This window comes from Psychrobacter fozii (assembly GCF_003217155.1).
In the GTDB taxonomy this organism is placed as follows: Bacteria; Pseudomonadota; Gammaproteobacteria; order Pseudomonadales; family Moraxellaceae; genus Psychrobacter; species Psychrobacter fozii.
On record NZ_QJSU01000003.1, the window covers coordinates 178,799 to 199,603 of the forward strand.

The window sequence follows — 20,805 nt, forward strand, 5'->3', positions numbered from 1 at the left end:
CGACTTTATGCTAAAAAATGCTACTGACGCAAACAAGCAAGTTGCATCGCTTAACCATGTACCACTGTTTTCACACTTGGGTGCATTCCTACTGACGGTAGGCATGGTGATGGTGTTTTTTATCAGTCAGTTATTAGGGATATATGTCGCTGGCAAGTTGGTGTTACCTGCCACTCAAAACGCAACAGTAGGCGATATATTCTTATTTGGCGGTAATGATGGCACGGTTGTGAGCCTCTCTATCATTATAGGTTGTGTGTTAATAACAGCGATTACTGTCTCTGTCATTCGTTTGAGGGGAGGCAGTGTGCGTCAGTATCTGGCGCTAAAGTCATTTTCACCTGCGGCAGGGCTGAAAATGGCTGGGCTGCTATTGATATTTATGATTGCCAGTCAGGCGTTGACGTACTTTCTCGATGAGACGCCATTGGTATTTGTGGATCCGCTATACCAATCTGTCAGTTCGGTATGGCTGTTGGTCTTTGCAATGGTCATCGTTGCACCATTATATGAGGAGCTGGTCTTTCGTGGTATCTTGTGGACGGCTATCGCAGAACAGTTCGCTGATTCCTCTTATTCAACAAAGTATCGAGGCGCAATCGTTGCCAGTATTGTGACCAGTTTGATATTTGCAGTGATCCATGTGCAGTATGGTATTTATGAAATCAGCACCATTGTCGTATTGGCATTGGTATTTTGCTATGCACGTGTCAAATCAGGGTCGTTATTATTGCCAATACTATTGCACATCGCTAATAACGGTGCGGCGATGTGGCAATATATGGCGCAAGCAGCTTAAATAAACAGTTATGGTTCCTAACGTTTGAATATATCTTTATTGTCGTTCTTATGATGATAAAAGCGACTACATATCAGGATTCAATAAGAAGACTTCATCTGCCGCGCGTTTGATATCATCAATGGTCAGCTGAGGTTTGCCACTCAATGCCTGACGCCATTTACGTGCACCCATAAGTCCTTGGAACAATCCTAAATAATGACGTGTCATCGTAGGTAGAGGCTCACCTTTGGCGAGTTGCTCTTCGAGGTAGGGATAAAGCTGCGATAGAATCTCTGAGCGTTTAGGTGCTGGCTCGTCGCTCCATAAACTATTGGCTTCTGCTAATAAGTAAGGATTGTGATAAAACGCTCGTCCAATCATGACCCCATCGATATGCTGCAAGTGCGTTTCAATATCAGCGATGGTGTCAATCCCACCATTAATCTCAATATCAAGTGCTGGAAAGTCTTGTTTGAGGCGATACACATCTTCATAGCGGAGTGGTGGTATCTCGCGATTCTGCTTAGGACTCAGCCCTTGTAGCCACGCAGTACGTGCATGAACGATGAATCGCGTACAGCCAGCCTCGGCGACGGCCTGCACAAAATCTACCATAAACTCATAACTGTCAAAGTCATCAATACCGATGCGATGCTTAACCGTCACCGGAATATCGACTGCTGCTTGCATATGTTTGACTAAGTCTGCAACTGTATGAGGCTCTGCCATTAGGCAAGCGCCTATCTTATTATGCTGTACGCGATCTGATGGGCAACCAACGTTGATATTGACTTCATCATAACCATGCTGCTGTGCAAATTCAGCGCATTGAGTCATCTCGCCGTTGTCAGCGCCACCTAGCTGCAACACTAACGGATGCTCTTGTGTATCAAAGCGCAGATGGCGTGCGCGATTGCCATGTATTAGGGCACCCGTACTGATCATCTCTGTATATAAATACACGTGTGGATTAAAGAGCCGTGCAAAGTACCGATAATCTGTGGTTGTCCAATCGATCATTGGTGCGACAGAGAGTCTTTTATTGGTCATATCAACCATGATTGTTAAGCCTTAATATTCTAATCTTTGAGGGTGTGGAGTTTCGTGCAAAAATGTTTATACCAAATAACGGTACAAATATTTTAATGAGTATCCCGATCTAGATAATCTGGTCGATTTTTTTGGCTTCTGGCAAATTATAGAAGTAAATGCCCATTATTATTCCAATAAAACCGATGAACGCAATGTAGAGTGCTGGTGAGAAAGCCACATAAAGAGTGGCATAGCCAAGCCCGAAAGGTACTAACACCCCGACAATGCCGTACGCTATATTATAACAAAAAGCCATTCCTGTGAGTCTGACATTGGTTGGAAATAACTGCAAGATAATGGCTGGTATCATACCAATGATGCCAGCACAAAATCCTAACAGCGCATACATAATGAGGATGTAGTCACCGCTCAACTGTAGATGATAAAAGAATGCCAGCATCTGGACGATTAATAGAATAGAACCAATGGTCAAAATTTTACCAAAATTTTGATGGTTAGAGATTATTCCATAAAAAATACAGCCAAGAATCATGAATATAATACCTAGACTGTGTGAAAATCCGAACAGGTCGCTATCTAACGTAAAGTGCATCTCAATCAAATCAGGCAATAAGAGTACGACCACAGTCGTTACGCTAGAAACAATAAGCGTGAGAATCATACCAATAAACAGTGAATGTTTGCAGTGCTTGAAGAGTAGGCGGAATGGTTTGGCAACATAGTCGTTTGGTTGCGAGTTTTTCATTTCAAGGAAAAACGGCGACTCATCAATCCATCGCCATGCCAATAATGGCATAAGGCTTAAGGCAGCCGCGATGAAAAATGGTAAACGCCAACCGTAATCAGCCAATTGCGCCGTCGTCATGGCACTGGTCAGCCAAAGAAAAAAGGCATTAGAGAATAATACCCCTACATAGAAACTGGCACTGACATAACTACAGACGACCGATGAATAAAGCCGTGGCACATGCTCTGCTACAAAAATCCAAGCGAGTGGTACATAAATACCAAATGCCATACCTTGTATAAATCGTAAAGTGATAAATAAGATGGGTGCAATCAAACCCCATTGTGCATAAGTAGGTAAGCTTGCCATTGCCAATAGGCTGAGTGCAGTGACTAATATACTGATTAGTAGTATGGGTTTGCGACCTTTTATATCACCATAACGGCCAAAAACAATGCCACCAATCGGGCGTGCGAAATAGCCAATCGTAAACAGTCCAAGCCCTTGTATCTTTGTAATAGTCGGGTCGATGTTAGCAGGAAAAAAAGCGGCCGCCACAATATCTGAGATATATAAATAAATCAAAAAATCAAAAAACGCCACTGCACTACTAAAGCAGATAAACATTACTGTATTTCTGTCTCTAGAAGACATCAGTGCATATTGGGAACGGGAAGGCATAATAGATCACGCATATATAAAGGCATTCGTTAAGCCGGTTATTATCTAGATAACCGGCCATAATAAAAAACGACAAATCAGTATGAATAGATAGTGATTTGTCGAAAAAATAAAGGTTTGGGAGCTAATATATGAATATGATGAAACAGATGTCTAAGTTACAAAGGTTCTGAGAGTAAGCGAAAATCACTCACTCAGTCATTCTAATTTACCTCTAAATAGTCATTTCGAGGGTTATCAAGTATGAGCGCTACAATAGCCAGTCAATAGGTAACCATGACATGATAGTCAGCCAAACATGATCACTGACATCGACACGCGGCTCTGAATCGTAAACCACTTTTTTACCATTTTCCATGGTTTGCCACTGCAGGTTGCCATTGTCTAATAACTTCACTTCATAAGCTTTGCTTAATAAATCGTCGCCAAGTGCGCCATGCAACTGTCTCGCTAGCTCATCATCATTGATAATCACACCCATTTCGGTATTGATATTGGCAGATCGAGGGTCAACATTATATGAGCCAATGAATACTTGGTGGTCATCAACCGCAAAAGTCTTTGCATGTAGGCTGGTTGAAGACTGACTGCGCGCTTTCCACAGCTTATTTTCACGTTGTTCTTCAGAAGCAGTCGATTTTAGCTCATAGATTTTGACACCGGCACTGAGCAGGCTAGGACGCCATTGGCTATAGCCGGAATGCACAGCTGTTACGTCGGTTGCATCAAACGAATTGGTTAAGATTTTGATATCAACACCAGCTTCGGACAGTTTTACTAGGGTATTGACGCCGTCTTTAGTAGGCACAAAATAAGAGGAGATAATCGTTAGCTGCTTGGTTGGTGTACCTAGTAATGTCCGTAGTTGATGCACCAAATTGGTGTCAGCAGGGACAGCTTTTGTCAGTTTACCAACATCATCACTCAAAAACTGCATGTCTGTCCAACGAAAGGGCACACGCTTATTGATCAAATCGCTGTCTATCGTTGAGTCTTCGATGGCTGTTTTATAAATCGTTAAATCGCTTTCTGACTTTTTGTCATCTAAACCAAGTTTGTCTAACGCTGATAAAAAATCAGACGGTGCGCTATCATCAGCGGTGACTAGAGTTTCGATATCAAATGATAGTGGTGATGACCAATAACTGGTAAAGCTGTTATCAATGTCTGCGACTACTCTACCAATCAGTAAAACATCTAAATCGGCAAATTGGCTGTTTTTATCATTACTTAGGTATTCATCGCCAATATTACGTCCACCAATAATAGTAATCTGCTTATCAAAGGTCATGCTCTTGTTATGCATACGGCGGTTGATACGTGGCAAGCCCGTGACGTAATTCAATGTTTGAAATTTACGGTGCATAAGGGGGTTGATGATACGTACCGCAATATTAGGGTGGCTGGCAAAACGCAGTAAATGCTGATCGAATGTCGCGTTATTATTAAAATCATCTAATAATAAACGCACAAGCACGCCACGCTCAGCAGCTTTCCATAAATCTCTTAACAGTAATTGGCCTGCTTGATCATTGTGCCAAATATAATACTGTGCATCGATATTGCGTGTGGCCATATCCGTCAATATACTGCGAGACGCAAATGCATTGGCACCAGTCACGATAGGGTGGTAGCCTGACAATTCTGGATGAATATCATTCTGCTCACTAACGGCTGCCACTAGATCGATGTTGCTGGTTATAGATGTTTCATTGTCTTGGCTGCTTTTAGGTTGATATAGAGCATCGACCCGCGCTGATAGTGCTTGGCTTTCAGGCAGATGTGGTTGCTTCGGTAAGCTTTGGCACCCAACAAGTCCTAAGGTAAGTCCAAGCGTTAGACTCAACGATAGATTACTTGGATCTATACTGAACATCGACATAAATGAGTTACCTTAGTGAGCTTTAATGTAATAAAAATTCCGTTAAAAATGAGCATGATATATCTGTGTTTGCTGACAGAAAATAGTGCCAATTATGGGACAAATAATAAAACTGCCCAAGGTGGAACTTAGATCGCCGCTAAGCTTATCAGCTGTCGGCATCTATGCCTATTATAAATACGTTATTTTTGTTAGATTTAACGGCTCATTTATTGGTTGTTTAACTACTCTTTAATCTTTATTAATCTTCAAACCTATCTTGATATAGAGGTATATCGGTATTCAAAAATAACATTTGATAATCATCTGAAACCAGCTGTTTGGAATAAGTTGGCATGATATGATAACGCTGGTGTATTAGGGCGTGTCTTCATTTCAAAAATGGTGATAAAAATGAGATAAACTGCCGTCAAACAAGAAAAATAGCGCAGATGATATCGGGATATTAACCGGCTATTTGACGATGTTTGGCAAGATTTAGCCATTTTTAGCCCATTGAAATGACTATCGAGTGAATTGAAGACACGGCCTAGGTCAATAATTAAAAAATAATCAGTCATTTTTATTACAGTCAAATTTATAACTATCAAGTCTATAACTATCAAAGTAACGGAAGATTTATGAGCCAGTCGCAAACCAATGATGAAAGCAATGCAAACAAATTAGATCCAAACTGGCGCAACGATGCCTTAGATTTAGGGCTAGATTATGGTATGCAGACCATTGCCGTACGAGCAGGGCAACATCGTACGGACGAAGGTGAACATTCAGAGCCTATTTTTACCACTAGCTCTTATGTTTACACGTCTGCTGCTGATGCCGCTGCGCATTTTGATGGCACCAAGACGGGCAATGTTTATTCACGTCATACCAACCCAAGTGTACGTACCTTTGAGCGTCGTCTAGCCGCCCTCGAAAATGGTGAGCGCGCAGTTGCGACGGCTTCAGGTATGGGTGCGATTTTGACCATGTGTTTGGCCTATTTGAAAGCAGGCGATCACCTACTGGCGGCCAATCAATTATTCGGTTCCTCTATTGGTCTATTCAACAACTATATGGCCAAGTTTGGTGTTGAAGTTAGCTACGTTGATTGCTTCGATAACGAAGCATGGGCGAATGCCGTTCAGCCAAATACCAAGGTTATTTATTGCGAGAGCCCAAGCAATCCGTTGGCGCAGATTTGCGACCTTGGTTATCTCAGTCAATTATGTAAAGCCAATGATATTTTATTGGTGGTTGATAATTGCTTTGCCACGCCAGCATTACAGCGCCCGTTAGATTTGGGTGCCGATGTGGTGATTCACTCTGCAACTAAATATTTAGATGGTCAAGGTCGAGTACTTGGCGGCGCGCTGGTCGGTAGCGACAAGCTCATGCAAGAAGCGTTTACCGTGGTACGTTCAGGCGGTATTAGTATGAGCCCATTTAACGCTTGGGTGTTTACCAAAGGCCTTGAAACGCTTAAATTGCGTATGCAAGCACATTGTCAAAATGCCAATCAAGTGGCTGATTTCTTAGTCAATCACCCTAATGTAAGTACCGTGCATTTCTCAGGATTGAGCGATCATCCGGCTCATGAGCTTGCTACGCGCCAACATCATATGAAAGGTGGCTATGGTGCTATCATGGGTTTTGAAGTAAAACCAACTGCTGACCTTGACTCAAAAGCTGCCGCTTGGCATGTCATTGACTCAACACGGATGGTGTCTATCACCAATAACTTGGGCGATGCGAAAACAACCATTACCCATCCGGCGACCACCACACATTTCCGTCTGACTGCTGAGGCTCGTGCAGAAGCAGGCGTCAAAGATGGTCTTATCCGTCTGTCTGTAGGTTTAGAAGACGTAGAAGATATCATCAAAGATTTGGCGCGTGGTTTAGACAGTTTGTAAAGATAACGGTATAATCGCTGTTAGCACCTTATATTAGTAAAATATCAATCATTTATTATTAAAAAACAAAAGAGGCAACTATGAATATTCAAGCATTAATGCAACAAGCACAAACGATGCAAAAGAAAGTCGAAGCAAACGTTGAAAACGCTAAGAAAGATCTTGCCAATAAAGAAGTGCACGCAGAAGCGGGTAGTGGTCTAGTAAAAGTAACTATGACTGGTCGCCATGTCGTTAAGCGTTTAACCATCGACCCAAGCTTGCTCGAAGACGAGCCAGACATGATCGAAGACTTAATTGCTGCTGCTATCAATGATGCCGTTCGTCAAGCAGATGACTTGTATGAAGAAACCATGGCTGGCGCAACATCAGGTATGGGTTTACCACCAGGTATGCAAGGCATGTTCTAATATCTATTCCAAACATAACATAACTTGTTAGACTTACTGAACCCACTAGGTTGGTACTAGTCTTCCAAGTTATTTTTAATTTTTGGTATGGATAGTCAGCTTGTTTTATAGTTAATTGGCGATATGTCAGCTGACTATAATGTCTAGTAAATGGGGTTGTTATCGACACGATACGACCCCATTTTTATAGCTACGGTTTATAGATAAAGGAAGTGGTTTTGCTGACAGCCAAATTTGATCAGCTGGTCAAACAGCTACGTATTTTGCCAGGCGTCGGGCAAAAAAGTGCCCAACGTATGGCGTTACATCTGCTCACCAAAAAACGCCCACAAGGCATGGCGCTCGCCCAAGCACTTGATGATGCGATGCGTGATATTGTTGAATGTCAGCGTTGTCATAGCTTCAGCGATGAGGCTATCTGTCCGTTGTGTCAAGATCCTAGACGTGATGATGGATTGTTATGTGTGGTCGAAACGGCTGCAGATGTGATGGCGATAGAGCAGACAGCAGGTTATCGTGGACGTTATTTTGTCTTAGGCGGGCACTTATCACCTATCGACGGCATCAGTGCTGATGATTTAAATATTGATCAGTTGGTCTGGCGTGTCAAACAAGAGCCTGTCGAAGAGTTGATACTGGCTACTGGTACTACTGTTGAAGGACAGACCACCGCACACTTTATCAGTGAAGCAGTTAGCCGTCATGTCAATAAAGTCACGCGCTTGGCGCAAGGCGTACCGATGGGCGGTGAGCTTGAGTACTTAGACAGTATGACGCTTGGTCAAGCCATGCAAAACCGCTCATTTTTATAGACTTGTTATAGTATTTTTATCACCGTCAAGTCTTGCCCATTTGATTTTATGGTACTGTTATAATTGTTTTATTATTTCATTTTATCAAAACGTGGTTTAGCGTTTTATTTTCTCTTATTTATGCAGGTATCTGCCCGTGTCCAACCATGTTTCGAACGCTTCTACCCATTCAAACACTCAAGACGACGCTTGTGTTGCCAATGATGATGTATCCCGTCAATCACTTAATACCAACGTCGATTCAGCAGTGTTACCGCCACAACCAGATATCGATGCGTTACTAGACATCGCTGATGAAGCTGCTGTCACATGGGTGCGTGAGCAAGGTGGTCTGGCTCAAGTCATTGATGCATTGGCTACTTGTGGCCGCGTCGCATTAGATACCGAATTTATCAAGCGTGATACGTATTATCCACGATTGGCTTTGGTTCAACTGAATACAGGTGACCATATTTATTTGCTAGATGCGCCGCAGTTGCAATTGGCTGAACTGTGGCAGGCGCTGAGTGAAGTGGATGTAGCTATTTGGCATGCATGCGGCGAAGATTTAGGTATTTTTTATCTGTTGTCTGGTTGTCCGCCATTGACTAATATATTTGACACGCAAATTGCGTTGTCTTATTTAACTGGTCAACTGCAGATGGGTTATCAGCAAGCGCTTGATGATCAGTTGGATATGCATATTGATAAAGAACAAAGCCAGTCAGATTGGCTACAGCGCCCGCTATCGGATGAGCAAGAGCAATATGCGATTGATGATGTGCGGTTTTTACCAGCGTTGTATTTAAACCTTGAATACGAGCTAAAAAAACAAGGTCTGTACGATTATGTATGGGCAGATTGTCAGCTTTATGCCAGTGATTTGTATAATACGCAGCACGTTGAAGATGATGCGATGTACTTAACGATGGCAGATTATCGTTATAACTCGCAGCAGATGGCGATACTCAAAGGAGTTGCTACGTGGCGAGAAGAGCTGGCACGTGCGACCAATCAACCTCGTACGTTTGTGATAAAAAAACAAGCAGTACGCGAAATTATCACCGAAAAGCCTAACAGTATGCGAGAGCTTGCGCATAAAACAACGATGCATCGCAGTATGTTGCGACTGTATGGTGAAGAGTTGCTGAAGGTCATCAAAGACGCAAAGAGTTTGCCACCTGCTGAGCATCCCGATTGTCTATTACCACCTTATCGTTCAAAAAACAAAGTCCTATCAAAAGCCGTGCAACAAGCGATAGATGATCAAGCGCAGAAAATCGGTGTGCCTGCTAATGTGCTGATGCGTAAAAAATGGCTCGCTCAACTGTATGAAGTTGTGGCTTTCAACAAAGGCATCAGCGAGTTACCACAAGGGCTAAAAGGTTGGCGCAATCATTGGATAGTGCATACCTTGATTCCAGTCATAGAGAAGCACAAAACTGAATTACAGCAAGGTATGGGGGTTCATGCTTAATAAGCATGAATGTCTATTGGAGTTTGAGCGTTGTCAATCATCAAAATGTTATAACGATCAGCGTTCAAATTGTCCATTTTGTAAAAAATACATTGCCTGTTTCGCAACGGATTTGTGGACTAGCATACCCGTATGTGAGACATGCATCACGATATGATCGGCAGCTGTATCAATCTTAGTCTCTGAGATATAGACCGTGCCATCATGAGCGAGCTTTTCTGAGGGTGTCTCTACGTCCGCTTTACGCAATTTTCGATTATGATAGGCTAGGATAGGTTGCCCTAAGCCTTGCGCTTTATTGCCAGCTATGACGCCAAGTTCAATACCTTTTGGCAAAGGCGCAACCGTGCCATCCAAAGCTTGCTCGTATGATTTACCGACAATCGAAGGAGTGAGTCGCCAAATATAATCGCCACTAATGCTGCCATTATGTGGCGTGCCTAGAGTCACACAGCGTCCAATTTTCCACTGAGGGTAGTGCGCTATAAAATCACGAATAATTAGCCCGCCTAAGCTATGACCAATGAGGTCAATTGGCTTGGCAGGATTGTGATTGCTCTCAAGCCAAGCGTTTAAACGTTGACTATTAGTCTTGATTCCATCACGCATACTGCGATAGCCGTATTGATGAGTCTCAAAACCTGCGGTTTGCAAACGTTTGGCTAATGGTCGCATAATCCATGCTGTTTGATGCAGGCCATGAATAAGAATAACGCGATTTTTCTGTTGCATGTTTACTCCAACACCATAAAAGTAATTTTGTGATACTCATCAATACTATCATCATTTTCTGATGTTATTTAATAGTGTACACACAAAATAAAACCTCCAAGCCAGCTACTGACTTGGAGGTTTTTTTATAAAAAACTACTTATGATTTATCAAAGACTACGATTACAAATAGTTTTCGATACTTGGGCAAGAACACATGAGGTTCTTATCGCCATAAGCGTCATCGACACGTGCTACGCTTGGCCAGAACTTATGAGCGCGGATATAAGGAAGCGGGAATGCAGCTGTGTCACGGCTGTATGGGTGCGTCCATTCGCCGCTAGTCACCATAGCAGCAGTATGCGGTGCGTTGACCAATGGGTTGTCTTCTAGCGTCCAACCATTTTCGCCAGCTTTGGCTTGTAATGCTTCGGCCTTGATAGACTTGAGCGCGCTGATAAAGCGGTCTAGCTCTTCTTTTGACTCAGACTCTGTCGGCTCAATCATCAAGGTGCCAGCAACTGGGAAGCTCATCGTTGGTGAGTGGAAACCATAATCCATCAAGCGCTTAGCGATATCGCTTTCACTGATGCCAGTATCTTCTTTTAACGGACGAATATCGATGATACATTCGTGAGCGACGCGGCCGTTTTTACCTGTATATAGCACAGGGTAGTGGTCTTTTAGTTCAGCGGCCACGTAGTTGGCATTTAATAGTGCCATCTCAGTCGCTTTTAGCAAACCATCACGGCCCATCATGGCGATATACATCCATGAGATTGGTAAGATGCTTGCTGAACCATAAGGCGCTGCCGATACTGCTGAGCAGTCCTTTTGCGCGTTATGCACAGGGCTTAGCGTATGGTTGGCCATAAATGGTGCTAAATGCGCCTTCATACCGATAGGACCCATACCTGGACCACCGCCGCCATGTGGGATACAGAAAGTTTTATGCAAGTTCATGTGCAGTACATCTGCGCCGACATCTGCAGGCTGCATCATGCCTACCTGAGCATTCATGTTGGCGCCATCCATATAGACCTGACCACCATGCTTATGAATCAAATCACAGATATGACGAATGCCTTCCTCGAACACACCATGCGTTGATGGGTAAGTGATCATCAAAGCACCTAGACGCGCGCTATGCTCTTCACATTTAGCAGTCAAGTCATCGATATCCACGTTACCATTGTCATCAGTTTTGACCACGACCACTTTCATGCCCATCATCATAGCAGTTGCTGGGTTAGTACCGTGCGCTGACATTGGAATCAAGCAAACATCACGGTCAGTCTCACCCAAGGATTCATGATAGCGGCGGATGGCAAGCAGACCTGCATACTCACCAGAAGCGCCAGAGTTTGGCTGCATAGACACATCATCGAAACCAGTAATGGCTTTGAGTTGGTCTTGTAAGCTATCAATCATTGCGATATAGCCAGTGACTTGATCACGCGGTGCAAAAGGATGCACATTGGCGAATTCAGGCCAAGTGATCGGTAGCATCTCACTGGTCGCATTCAATTTCATGGTACAGCTACCAAGTGAAATCATGCTACGGTTCATCGCCAAATCTTTGTCTTCAAGCGACTTCAAATAACGCAGCATTTCATGCTCGGTGTGATGCGAGTTAAATACTGGATGTGTCAAGATATCATCGGTACGTAAGTGTGCACTATCAAGCGATACACTGGCTGCTTCAGGCAAATCATGTGTTTTGCTGACAAACAGCTGAGTTAAGACATTAAAGTCTGTTTGATCACTGATTTCACTGAATGAAACGGCTAGTTTGCTGTCGCCCAGACGCCATAAGTTGTAACCAACATTGTCCGCGTTTTCAAAAATCTGAGTCGCCAGACTTTCTGAACCACAATCAACCACAACGGTATCGAAGAACTGATCATGTACCACATTTAAGTTGCTGTCGTTAGCACCTTTAATGACATCTGCAAAGGCAGTAGCAAATGCATGGATACGCGTGGCGATACGTTTAACACCAGTTGGACCATGATACACAGCATACATACCTGCCAAGTTGGCAAGCAATACTTGTGACGTACAGATGTTTGAGTTGGCTTTTTCGCGGCGGATATGCTGCTCACGAGTCTGTAATGCCATACGTAGTGCAGTATTGCCTTGCGAATCTTTTGATACACCAATGATACGGCCAGGCGCTGAGCGTTTGGCTTTGTCAGAGAAAGCAAAGTAAGCCGCATGTGGACCACCGAAGCCCATTGGGATACCAAAGCGCTGTGTGCTACCCAAAGCTACGTCTGCACCCATATCAGCTGGTGATTTTAGTAGCACCAAGCTCATGATGTCACTAACGACACTGACGTAGGTTTTGTTTTCTTTAACAGCTGCGATGACGTCTGTTAAGTCTTTTACATCACCTTCAACACCGACGTATTGGAATAATGCACCAAAATAATCGCCAGCTTTAGCAGTTTCAAAATCACCAACGACCACTTCCCAACCAAAGTACTTAGCACGGGTATTGATGACATCTAATGTTTGTGGATAGACACGATCATCAACAAAAAACTGCATCGATTTGCTTTTGCTCACGCGCTTTGACATCGCCATGGCTTCAGCAGCTGCAGTTGCTTCGTCAAGTAATGAGGCACCAGCAAGTTCAAGACCTGTTAGATCGATACAAACTTGTTGAAAGTTAAGCAAGGCTTCTAGACGACCTTGCGCAATTTCAGCTTGATAAGGGGTGTAAGCGGTGTACCAACCTGGATTTTCGAGAACGTTACGCTGAATGACAGCAGGCATACGCACAGGCGAGTAACCTTGACCGATATAGCTTTTCTTAACGGTGATGTCATCTGCCATCGTACGCAGTTTCGCTAATGCGGCATGTTCACTCATCGCAACTGGCAAGTCTAACTCTTTGTGCAAACGTACTGGCTCAGGCACGGTATCATTGATAAAGCTGGCCATATCTTGATAACCAACAGCGCTCAGCAGATCAGCTTGCTTGGTGTCATTTGAACCTAAATGACGGTAGACAAATTCAGCTTCGTTGAATAGTCCTTGAAAAGTATCAAACGTCGGGTTTTGAGAGATAGTCATGATAGTCCTTGATTAAGGGAGTAATAAAGTAGTAAAGAGATTAACTAAAAATAACGGCGTGGTGCATTAGACGTAGTGCACAAACTGATCTTGATCAAAGCGGTACTGGGTGTCGTAAACACCATTGTCAGCGCGCTCGCCAGCACCAATCATCATAATGATATGTTGATCGTTGTTTAAACCTAATAGTTGCTTCATGGCAGGCTCATCGAAGCCGCCCATCGCACAGCTGTCAAAGCCATGTGCTCGTAATGCTAGCATTAGGTTTTCCGCCGCGAGCGAGGTGTTGTTGGTTGCCCAGTTTTTGGTGTCTTCAAAAGTATAATAAGGCGATTTAATCGGACCTTTTAAGCGTCTGACCACTTGAGTCGCGCCCCATTTAGCCGCTGATACCACATTAACTGGACCCCGTAAAAAGTCCAGTGCGACGACTTTGGTATAGTAGTCTTTGACCTTTTTTGGTACAGGCTTGTCAGGGTATTCACGTAGGATTTGCTGAGCATGACTTTGCCAGATATCAGTACGAGCGACGACCGCGATCAGGCGTGCTGATGTCTCTGCCGCGTTTTGATTCATACAGTTCTTCACCGCACGTTTGCGATTATCAACATCATCGATGACATAAAATTCCCACGGCTGTAGATTGCTAGAATTCGGCGCCAACATGGCCAAACGCAAACAGTCTGCTAATACATCATCAGGTATGGGCGTGTCCGTAAAACGACGAACAGAACGGCGTGATTCAACCACGTCGCGAAACGCTTGTAGCTGCGGTGTATGAGTAGGCGTTGCAATGTTGTCTTTAAGGTCAGTGTTGGTGCTCATATTAGGATCCATGCTGGGGATTGAATGATCAACTTGAGTCATTATTGAGTGCACTTCTTCAATATCATCTGACAAGTGATTGATACGAATAAATCAAATAGCGGTTGGAAGTAATAAACGGTATGCAGGTTTTGAGAGTAAAGCGTACAGATACCAGCTGCTGCTAGTATCTGTCATTATTCGAGTTTTCGATGTAATAAGGTATGATAAATAGTGACCTCTAACCCTAGCGCTGCTAGTAGATTAGAGTGTCGGGCTGATATTACAGCTCGTTTTCGTACTCATCAGCAGTCAGTAATGCTTCGTAGTCAGCGATGTTGTCAGGCTTCATTCTAAAGAACCAACCTTCACCATATGGGTCAGAGTTGATGATTTCAGGATCATCTTCTAGTGCTTCGTTGATTTCCACAACTTCACCTGAGATAGGGGCATAAACGTCAGAAGCGGCTTTTACTGATTCAACCACTGAGATTTCATCATCAACAGCGATGATGTCGCCGACGTCTGGTAATTCAACAAATACCACGTCACCCAGTAGGTCTTGAGCGTGGTCAGTGATACCAACAGTGATAGTGCCGTCGTCTTCTAAGCGTAACCATTCGTGGCTGGCAATGTATTTTAGTTCTGCTGGGATGTTGCTCATGGTCTCTCTCCTACGTGATAGAGGTTAATTAACAAGAATAGTAAAGCAAGAGTAGTAAAGCTAAATCTAATAGAGGCTAATAATAGAATTTATAAAGCCTATGAGTCAAACTGCTGCTTGCCATTACGGACAAACGGTAGTTTAAGAACGCGTACATCAACGAATTTACCTTTGCCGCGCAGATCAACTTGGACGTTATCATCGTCTGATACGCTAGCGGGAATACGGGCAATCGCGATTGAGTTTTTGAGGCTAGGGGAGAATGTACCACTGGTAATGATACCAGTCTGCTCATTGTCTGTGCCTTGATTGATGGTCACTGTCATGCCTTCACGCAATACGCCGCGAGTCGTTAGTAGTAGACCCACTTGCTTCATTGCAGTGTTGTCATCTTTTGACTGCTTGCGTTTGCTAACCATGGCAGCACGGCCGACGAAGTCACGCTCGTCTTTTAGCGCTAGTGTCCAGCCCATGTTGCATTCATAAGGGCTGATCGAGTCGTCCATGTCATGACCATATAGGTTCATACCGGCTTCCATGCGCAAGGTATCACGTGCACCGAGGCCCGCAGGTCTGATGCCATTGGCTTTTAATTGCTCAAAGAACGTTGGTGCATCATCGCCATGCATGATGACTTCGACACCATCTTCACCTGTGTAACCAGTACGCGCGACGAACCAATCTGTGCCTTCGATATCTGTTAAGTCAGCACCAACGAAAGGCTTGAGTCCTGCTAAGGTATCTGCCCAGCTAGGTTTGGCTTGTGCCAGTTTCTCTACGGCGTTTGGACCTTGAACAGCAATCATCGCAAGCTCAGGGCGCTCAGTGATAGCAATGTCAAAGCTTTCGGCGACTTTATGGAACTGTGCCATGTCTTTATCGCGAGTGGCAGCATTAGAGACGATACGGTATTCAGTGGCTTCTTCATTCATTAGATAGACGATCAAATCATCGATGACGCCACCTTGCTCATTTAGCATGCCAGAGTAGAGGGCTTTACCGACAGTTTTTAGTTTCTCAACATCGTTGGCCAGCAGTTTCTGTAGCCATGCTTTTGCATCGCTGCCTTTGATATCAGCCACGACCATATGTGAGACGTCAAACATCCCTGCGTCAGTACGAACGGCTTCATGCTCTTCTATTTGTGAGCCATAATGAATCGGTAATTCCCAACCAGAGAAATCCACCAGTTTGCCGTCACTGTCGACGTGAGACTGATATAGAGGAGTGCGTTGAGGCGCTTGATTTTGAGCTTGGTTATCTTGAGTATCGGTCATAACAAATCCTTATGTGTACATCAGTCATACTCAAAAAGTATAGAAACGGATGCGCATTATCATAGTAGTGAGAAGCAACATTGCAAGGCGCAAGTATTACATCAAAGGGTGGCACAAAAAATAAATAGAAAACCGTAGACCAAACAGACGCTGAACGTCGGTTTAAGCAATAGCCCTATCTGTCCTGTGACCTGAGATTTTCAACACGAATCATCACTATGTGGTTTTTAATCTAAACCTGCTATTGATGATAGCGTATTTTCTCCCCTTCGGTGGGTAAAACGTCGTCCGTTTTACCGCTCTCCAGATTTGTTATGCCTAATGTTTGAGTTATGCACGCTTGATGGCGTTTAACTAAACAATAATGACATGTGTTTTTTCAGTCCTTTTACCTGAGCGATTGGCAGGGTAGATGCGCCTTCGGTGGTCGTATAGCAATTATAGACATCGTATGACCAATGCGGTTTGATACGAGGCAGATGCTTACTGACTCTCTCCTGAAAAACGCTTTTATTATGAAAGGTTAATCGTATTTTTACAAGACATGAACCACATTAAAGTGGATAATTTTGGCAAAAATGACTTTTTGAGAGGATTATCAATACAAGTATCAATAAATAGACGGTTTTTACGTCTGTGAAATTGTAGGAAATGTGGAGCGATTACTGAGACCAAAACATAAAGCGACTACTGATAATCGTCCAAAATATGCTAACCTATGGCGATAGTTTCTGATAGGTTGTTTTTATGCATTGCGATATTTATAAATTTCCAAAACATGACGATATGTATGTCTATATTGCTCGCCCTGATTATCCAGATGATACCGATGAGATTAGGGATTGGTTGGGTGTTTTGCCCAAAGATTTCCGTGCAGGCTTAGGCCGTAGTAAGTTTGTCATGCATCTAGATTTGGCAGCTACGCCAACGCTAGCCCGTGTCGATAAAGCAGAAGTATTGGCAAAACTAGAGTCACAAGGCTATTTTGTGCAGATGCCGCCGCAAGATGTCATGCGTCGCCAAGCAGAATTACGGGCCCGTGAAGCGCAAGATAATATTTACGACTAGTGTCTTTATTTTAAGGAAATGGTTGCAAGGTGACTTTAGACAAATCCTTGAGACGAGCTCCTTAGAAAGTAATCAATAAAACGTTTAGTAAACATTTGGTCACATGCATTTTGGTAGAGAGTCGTGATAAACTAGCAGCCTATCAAGTGTGCATGTCGATGATGTATTCGTTGTTACTGATTATAGTAGGGCAGTATCTAATGTCTGCCTGCAAAAACGAAAAGACGCACAATTTATAAACGCAAATAGTGAAACGCGTATGGACTGGTTAAAAAATATCGTACATCTCTTACCGTTAGAAGCCATCAGTGATATTCTCGGTGAGGTTGCTATTTGGTGGGGGCAGATGGTCAAAGACGTGCCACCTGCCGATCTGCCAATGTATGCTTACCTTGGCGGTGTCGTTATCGTATTGGTATTATGGTTATTGGTCGCTCGTATGCTGCCAAAGCCAATAGGCGGTATGAGTTGGATGGTACTGTTTGCTGTTTTATTAGCGCCTGGTACTGCTCTGAATGACCCTAGTGTATTAGCACCTGCTAGCATTCACGTTGTCTATTCTATTATGATGAAAGATTTTGCTGGTGCGATAGCTGGCATGGTGCCGATATTGGTGGTGCTAGTGGCGGGATTGTTTGTTGGTTTTATTTGGCAACTCATCCGTGGTGCTTTTGAATCGAGCTTAGACAAAGCACGTAGAAGCAGTGCAGAAGATACGCAAGCGACGATGCAGTTGACGACAGGCAGTTATTTGCCAGGAAGTGATACATTAACTGAACAACCCGATGTCACTCCGCAGTCTGGTAAAACACCTTTAGCAGTTAAGGCCGAAACAGAGGTCAGCTTAAAGAAAGACAGTAGCTTAACGAAGAAGTCCAAGATGGATAAATCGGATAAGTTATAAAGCGGTTGTTCATAATGAATCTTTTGAAACGAAGTTAAAGTGCTGAAGTAGTAAAATAAGACTTTATAAAAAAGACACCTTGCGTGTCTTTTTTTTTGAGATTTTTTACCCCTCCTGAGAGAGATAGTCGGTTCAATATAATTTGGATACAAGGAAGGCGAGTGAAAGCATTTAGCGTGATGAGAAGTTCATACTATGTTTATTAATCGCGAAGCTTAGCAATCGCGAACGCATGAGTATTTTGGCAATGAACAAGGCTGTGCTAATCTAAATGATAATTTATTTTCCATCGATTAGTTTTAATAATTTGATGATTCCTAACAGCCTTAATGTATAACAATAACTGAGACTCGATTATGACCACGACTGACAAGACTAAGAAAAGCTTTACCGGTACCAGTAGTTATATTGCTACTGATGATTTGCAGCTAGCGGTAAATGCAGCAATGACGCTACAAAAGCCTCTACTAATTAAAGGTGAGCCGGGCACCGGTAAGACGCTATTGGCCGAAGAAGTTGCAGAGAGCTTAGGGATGCCGCTCATCACTTGGCACGTAAAATCGACCACCAAGGCCGAGCAAGGATTATATGAATATGATGCGGTATCGCGCCTGCGAGACTCACAGTTGGGTGATGACAAGGTCTATGACATTGCCAACTATATCAAGCCAGGTAAGCTGTGGGATGCATTCACCAGCACAGAGCGCAGTGTGCTGCTGATCGATGAGATTGATAAAGCCGATATCGAGTTCCCAAATGACTTGCTACATGAGCTTGATAAGATGTCGTTTTATGTATATGAAACGGGCGAGACCATCACGGCTGAGCAGCGCCCAGTGGTTATTATCACGTCGAACAATGAAAAAGAGTTGCCAGACGCATTTTTGCGTCGTTGTTTCTTTCATTATATTGACTTCCCTGAAGAAGAAACCATGCGTCAAATCATTGATGTACATTTTCCTGATATTCAAGAAAAACTGGTTAATGATGCGCTCGATATCTTCTATAAATTGCGTGGTATTCAAGGTCTTAAAAAGCCGCCATCAACGTCTGAATTGGTCGATTGGTTAACGCTATTGCTTGCTGATGATATGGCGCAAGCAGAGCTAGAAGAAAACTTGCGTGGTGAAAAATCCATTCCGCCACTATATGGTGCGTTACTGAAAAACGAAGCGGATGTGAGTTTATTGCAGCGTTTTGCCAATATGATGCGTCGCTAGCCTGTCAGCACTAGAAGGCGACTTAACTGCCTCGTTATCATGGTTTGAGCTTATAAACACTAGGCTCAGTCATAACCCAATCAGCCAATAAGTGATGCGTAGCTTATGTTTATCAAACTGTTTTATACCTTGCGTACTTACGGCGTGCCAGTCAGTACGCGCGAGCTGCTCGATCTCAATGCCGCGTTAGATAAAGGGCTGATGATGCAATCGCATCCTGAAGATCCAGCACTGACTACTTTTGCTAGCCGCGAAGATATGTATCGGCTGATTCGACTGTGCATGGTCAAAGACGAGCGCCACTTTGATAAATTTGATCGGGCCATGGCGGATTATTTTGAAGGCGTCGACAGTTTAGATCTGGATGAGTTATTGGCCAAGCTGACGGACGTGCCTAAAGAATGGCTGGATTTAAAACTAGACCCAAAAAATCTGACAGAAGAGCAACGTCGACTACTCAAAAAGTATGGCTCGCTAGAGGAGTTGATGAAGGCGTTGGAAGAGCGTCTAAAAGAGCAAAAAGAACGTCATCAAGGTGGTAGTAAATGGGTGGGGACGGGCGGCACTTCACCATTTGGTGCCTACGGCGATCATCCAGAAGGCGTACGGGTCGGCGGTGAGTCACGAAAACGTAGTGCAGCAAAAGTCTGGGAGCAGCGCAAATATCGCAATCTCGATGATGATAACTTGCTAGGTACACGTCAAATTCAGATGGCGCTGCGTAATCTGCGCCAGTTTGCACGTACAGGTAGTGCCGATGAGCTTGATATTAAAGAGACCATCAGGCGAACCGCAAAAAAAGGCGTGCTTGATATTCATATGCAGGCGGAGCGCCGAAACCGTGTCAAAGTGCTGATGCTGTTTGATGTGGGCGGTAGTATGGATGTCCATGTCGAAGCGCTTGAAAAACTATTTTCTGCGGCAAAAAACGAGTTTAAAACCTTAGAGTTTTTTTATTTTCACAATTGTCTTTATGATTATGTGTGGAAAGACAATAACCGTCGCCATAGCGCACCAATGCCAACCTATGAGCTGCTCAATAAATATGGCCGAGAGTATCGCGTGATATTCGTTGGCGATGCGTCTATGTCACCCTATGAGTTGATGACAGTAGGAGGTAGCGTTGAGTATATGAATAACGAGGCGGGTATCGTATGGCTGAAACGGGTACTGGATCATTTTGATAAAGTGGCTTGGCTCAATCCAGAAAATCCGACATATTGGCAATATACTCAAACCATCGTTGAAATCAAAAAACTCGTGGATAACAAGATGTATCCCATGACCTTACATGGCGTGGAAGAGATGACCGGTTACTTAGCACGATAGTTTTGACGTTTATGCTATAGTCAATCCTCTATAAACTGGATACGGTGTCA

Annotated in this window: 17 protein-coding genes and 2 riboswitches; of the genes, 9 read left to right on the top strand and 8 right to left on the bottom strand. The window is 43.6% G+C overall.

The window, feature by feature from the left end:
• Nucleotides 1–7 precede the first annotated feature (7 nt).
• Nucleotides 8–799 (top strand): CPBP family intramembrane glutamic endopeptidase, encoded by a 792-nt coding sequence (locus DFP82_RS05345; protein WP_245905647.1) that lies wholly within the window; start codon nt 8–10, stop codon nt 797–799.
• 66 nt (nt 800–865) lie between these two features.
• Here DFP82_RS05345 and dusA read toward each other — a convergent pair whose 3' ends face one another.
• The 3 genes from dusA to DFP82_RS05360 all read right to left on the bottom strand — a co-directional run bounded on the left by dusA (nt 866) and on the right by DFP82_RS05360 (nt 5,124).
• A complete protein-coding gene (gene dusA, locus DFP82_RS05350) occupies nt 866–1,840 on the bottom strand; it encodes a tRNA dihydrouridine(20/20a) synthase DusA (protein WP_110922699.1) in 975 nt (324 codons plus the stop codon).
• Between the two features lie 100 nt (nt 1,841–1,940).
• Entirely contained in the window at nt 1,941–3,242 is a 1,302-nt protein-coding gene (locus DFP82_RS05355; protein WP_110922700.1) for an MFS transporter, read from the bottom strand.
• Nucleotides 3,243–3,492: 250 nt separating this feature from the next.
• Nucleotides 3,493–5,124, bottom strand: a complete 1,632-nt coding sequence (locus tag DFP82_RS05360) for a phospholipase D family protein (RefSeq protein ID WP_110922701.1) — start codon at nt 5,122–5,124, stop codon at nt 3,493–3,495.
• A 620-nt stretch (nt 5,125–5,744) separates the two neighbouring features.
• Between DFP82_RS05360 and DFP82_RS05365 the strand changes: the two genes are divergently transcribed.
• The 4 genes from DFP82_RS05365 (at nt 5,745) to DFP82_RS05380 (ending at nt 9,697) form a co-directional block, all read left to right on the top strand.
• Complete coding sequence (locus tag DFP82_RS05365) at nt 5,745–7,019, top strand: O-succinylhomoserine sulfhydrylase (protein ID WP_110922702.1); 1,275 nt, start codon at nt 5,745–5,747, stop codon at nt 7,017–7,019.
• Nucleotides 7,020–7,099: 80 nt separating this feature from the next.
• Nucleotides 7,100–7,429, top strand: coding sequence for a YbaB/EbfC family nucleoid-associated protein (locus DFP82_RS05370; protein ID WP_110922703.1), 330 nt, complete (start codon nt 7,100–7,102; stop codon nt 7,427–7,429).
• A 218-nt stretch (nt 7,430–7,647) separates the two neighbouring features.
• The gene (recR, locus tag DFP82_RS05375; protein ID WP_110922704.1) at nt 7,648–8,241 is read left to right on the top strand and encodes a recombination mediator RecR; all 594 of its coding nucleotides are present in this window, start codon (nt 7,648–7,650) and stop codon (nt 8,239–8,241) included.
• Nucleotides 8,242–8,377: 136 nt separating this feature from the next.
• The gene (locus DFP82_RS05380) at nt 8,378–9,697 is read left to right on the top strand and encodes a ribonuclease D (RefSeq protein WP_110922705.1); all 1,320 of its coding nucleotides are present in this window, start codon (nt 8,378–8,380) and stop codon (nt 9,695–9,697) included.
• A 57-nt stretch (nt 9,698–9,754) separates the two neighbouring features.
• On the opposite strand, the gene DFP82_RS05385 is transcribed toward DFP82_RS05380, so the two are convergent.
• The 5 genes from DFP82_RS05385 to gcvT all read right to left on the bottom strand — a co-directional run bounded on the left by DFP82_RS05385 (nt 9,755) and on the right by gcvT (nt 16,234).
• Entirely contained in the window at nt 9,755–10,429 is a 675-nt protein-coding gene (locus DFP82_RS05385) for an esterase/lipase family protein (protein WP_110922706.1), read from the bottom strand.
• Nucleotides 10,430–10,591: 162 nt separating this feature from the next.
• A complete protein-coding gene (gene gcvP / locus DFP82_RS05390; RefSeq protein WP_110922707.1) occupies nt 10,592–13,489 on the bottom strand; it encodes an aminomethyl-transferring glycine dehydrogenase in 2,898 nt (965 codons plus the stop codon).
• A gap of 66 nt (nt 13,490–13,555) precedes the next feature.
• On the bottom strand, nt 13,556–14,314 hold the full coding sequence (locus DFP82_RS05395; protein ID WP_181416252.1) for a nitroreductase family protein: 759 nt from the start codon (nt 14,312–14,314) through the stop codon (nt 13,556–13,558).
• Nucleotides 14,315–14,576: 262 nt separating this feature from the next.
• Nucleotides 14,577–14,957, bottom strand: a complete 381-nt coding sequence (gcvH, locus tag DFP82_RS05400; protein WP_110922708.1) for a glycine cleavage system protein GcvH — start codon at nt 14,955–14,957, stop codon at nt 14,577–14,579.
• 98 nt (nt 14,958–15,055) lie between these two features.
• On the bottom strand, nt 15,056–16,234 hold the full coding sequence (gene gcvT, locus DFP82_RS05405) for a glycine cleavage system aminomethyltransferase GcvT (protein WP_110922709.1): 1,179 nt from the start codon (nt 16,232–16,234) through the stop codon (nt 15,056–15,058).
• A 169-nt stretch (nt 16,235–16,403) separates the two neighbouring features.
• A riboswitch (glycine riboswitch) is annotated at nt 16,404–16,551 on the bottom strand.
• A 53-nt stretch (nt 16,552–16,604) separates the two neighbouring features.
• Nucleotides 16,605–16,744: riboswitch (glycine riboswitch) on the bottom strand.
• Nucleotides 16,745–16,981: 237 nt separating this feature from the next.
• Between gcvT and DFP82_RS05410 the strand changes: the two genes are divergently transcribed.
• The 4 genes from DFP82_RS05410 (at nt 16,982) to DFP82_RS05425 (ending at nt 20,755) form a co-directional block, all read left to right on the top strand.
• Nucleotides 16,982–17,302 carry a YcgL domain-containing protein gene (locus DFP82_RS05410; protein WP_110922710.1) on the top strand — a complete coding sequence of 107 codons (321 nt, stop codon included), beginning with the start codon at nt 16,982–16,984 and terminating at the stop codon, nt 17,300–17,302.
• Nucleotides 17,303–17,561: 259 nt separating this feature from the next.
• On the top strand, nt 17,562–18,206 hold the full coding sequence (locus DFP82_RS05415) for a hypothetical protein (protein WP_110922711.1): 645 nt from the start codon (nt 17,562–17,564) through the stop codon (nt 18,204–18,206).
• A gap of 356 nt (nt 18,207–18,562) precedes the next feature.
• Nucleotides 18,563–19,426 (top strand): AAA family ATPase, encoded by an 864-nt coding sequence (locus DFP82_RS05420; RefSeq protein ID WP_110922712.1) that lies wholly within the window; start codon nt 18,563–18,565, stop codon nt 19,424–19,426.
• A 105-nt stretch (nt 19,427–19,531) separates the two neighbouring features.
• Nucleotides 19,532–20,755 carry a vWA domain-containing protein gene (locus DFP82_RS05425; protein ID WP_110922713.1) on the top strand — a complete coding sequence of 408 codons (1,224 nt, stop codon included), beginning with the start codon at nt 19,532–19,534 and terminating at the stop codon, nt 20,753–20,755.
• Nucleotides 20,756–20,805: the final 50 nt, after the last annotated feature.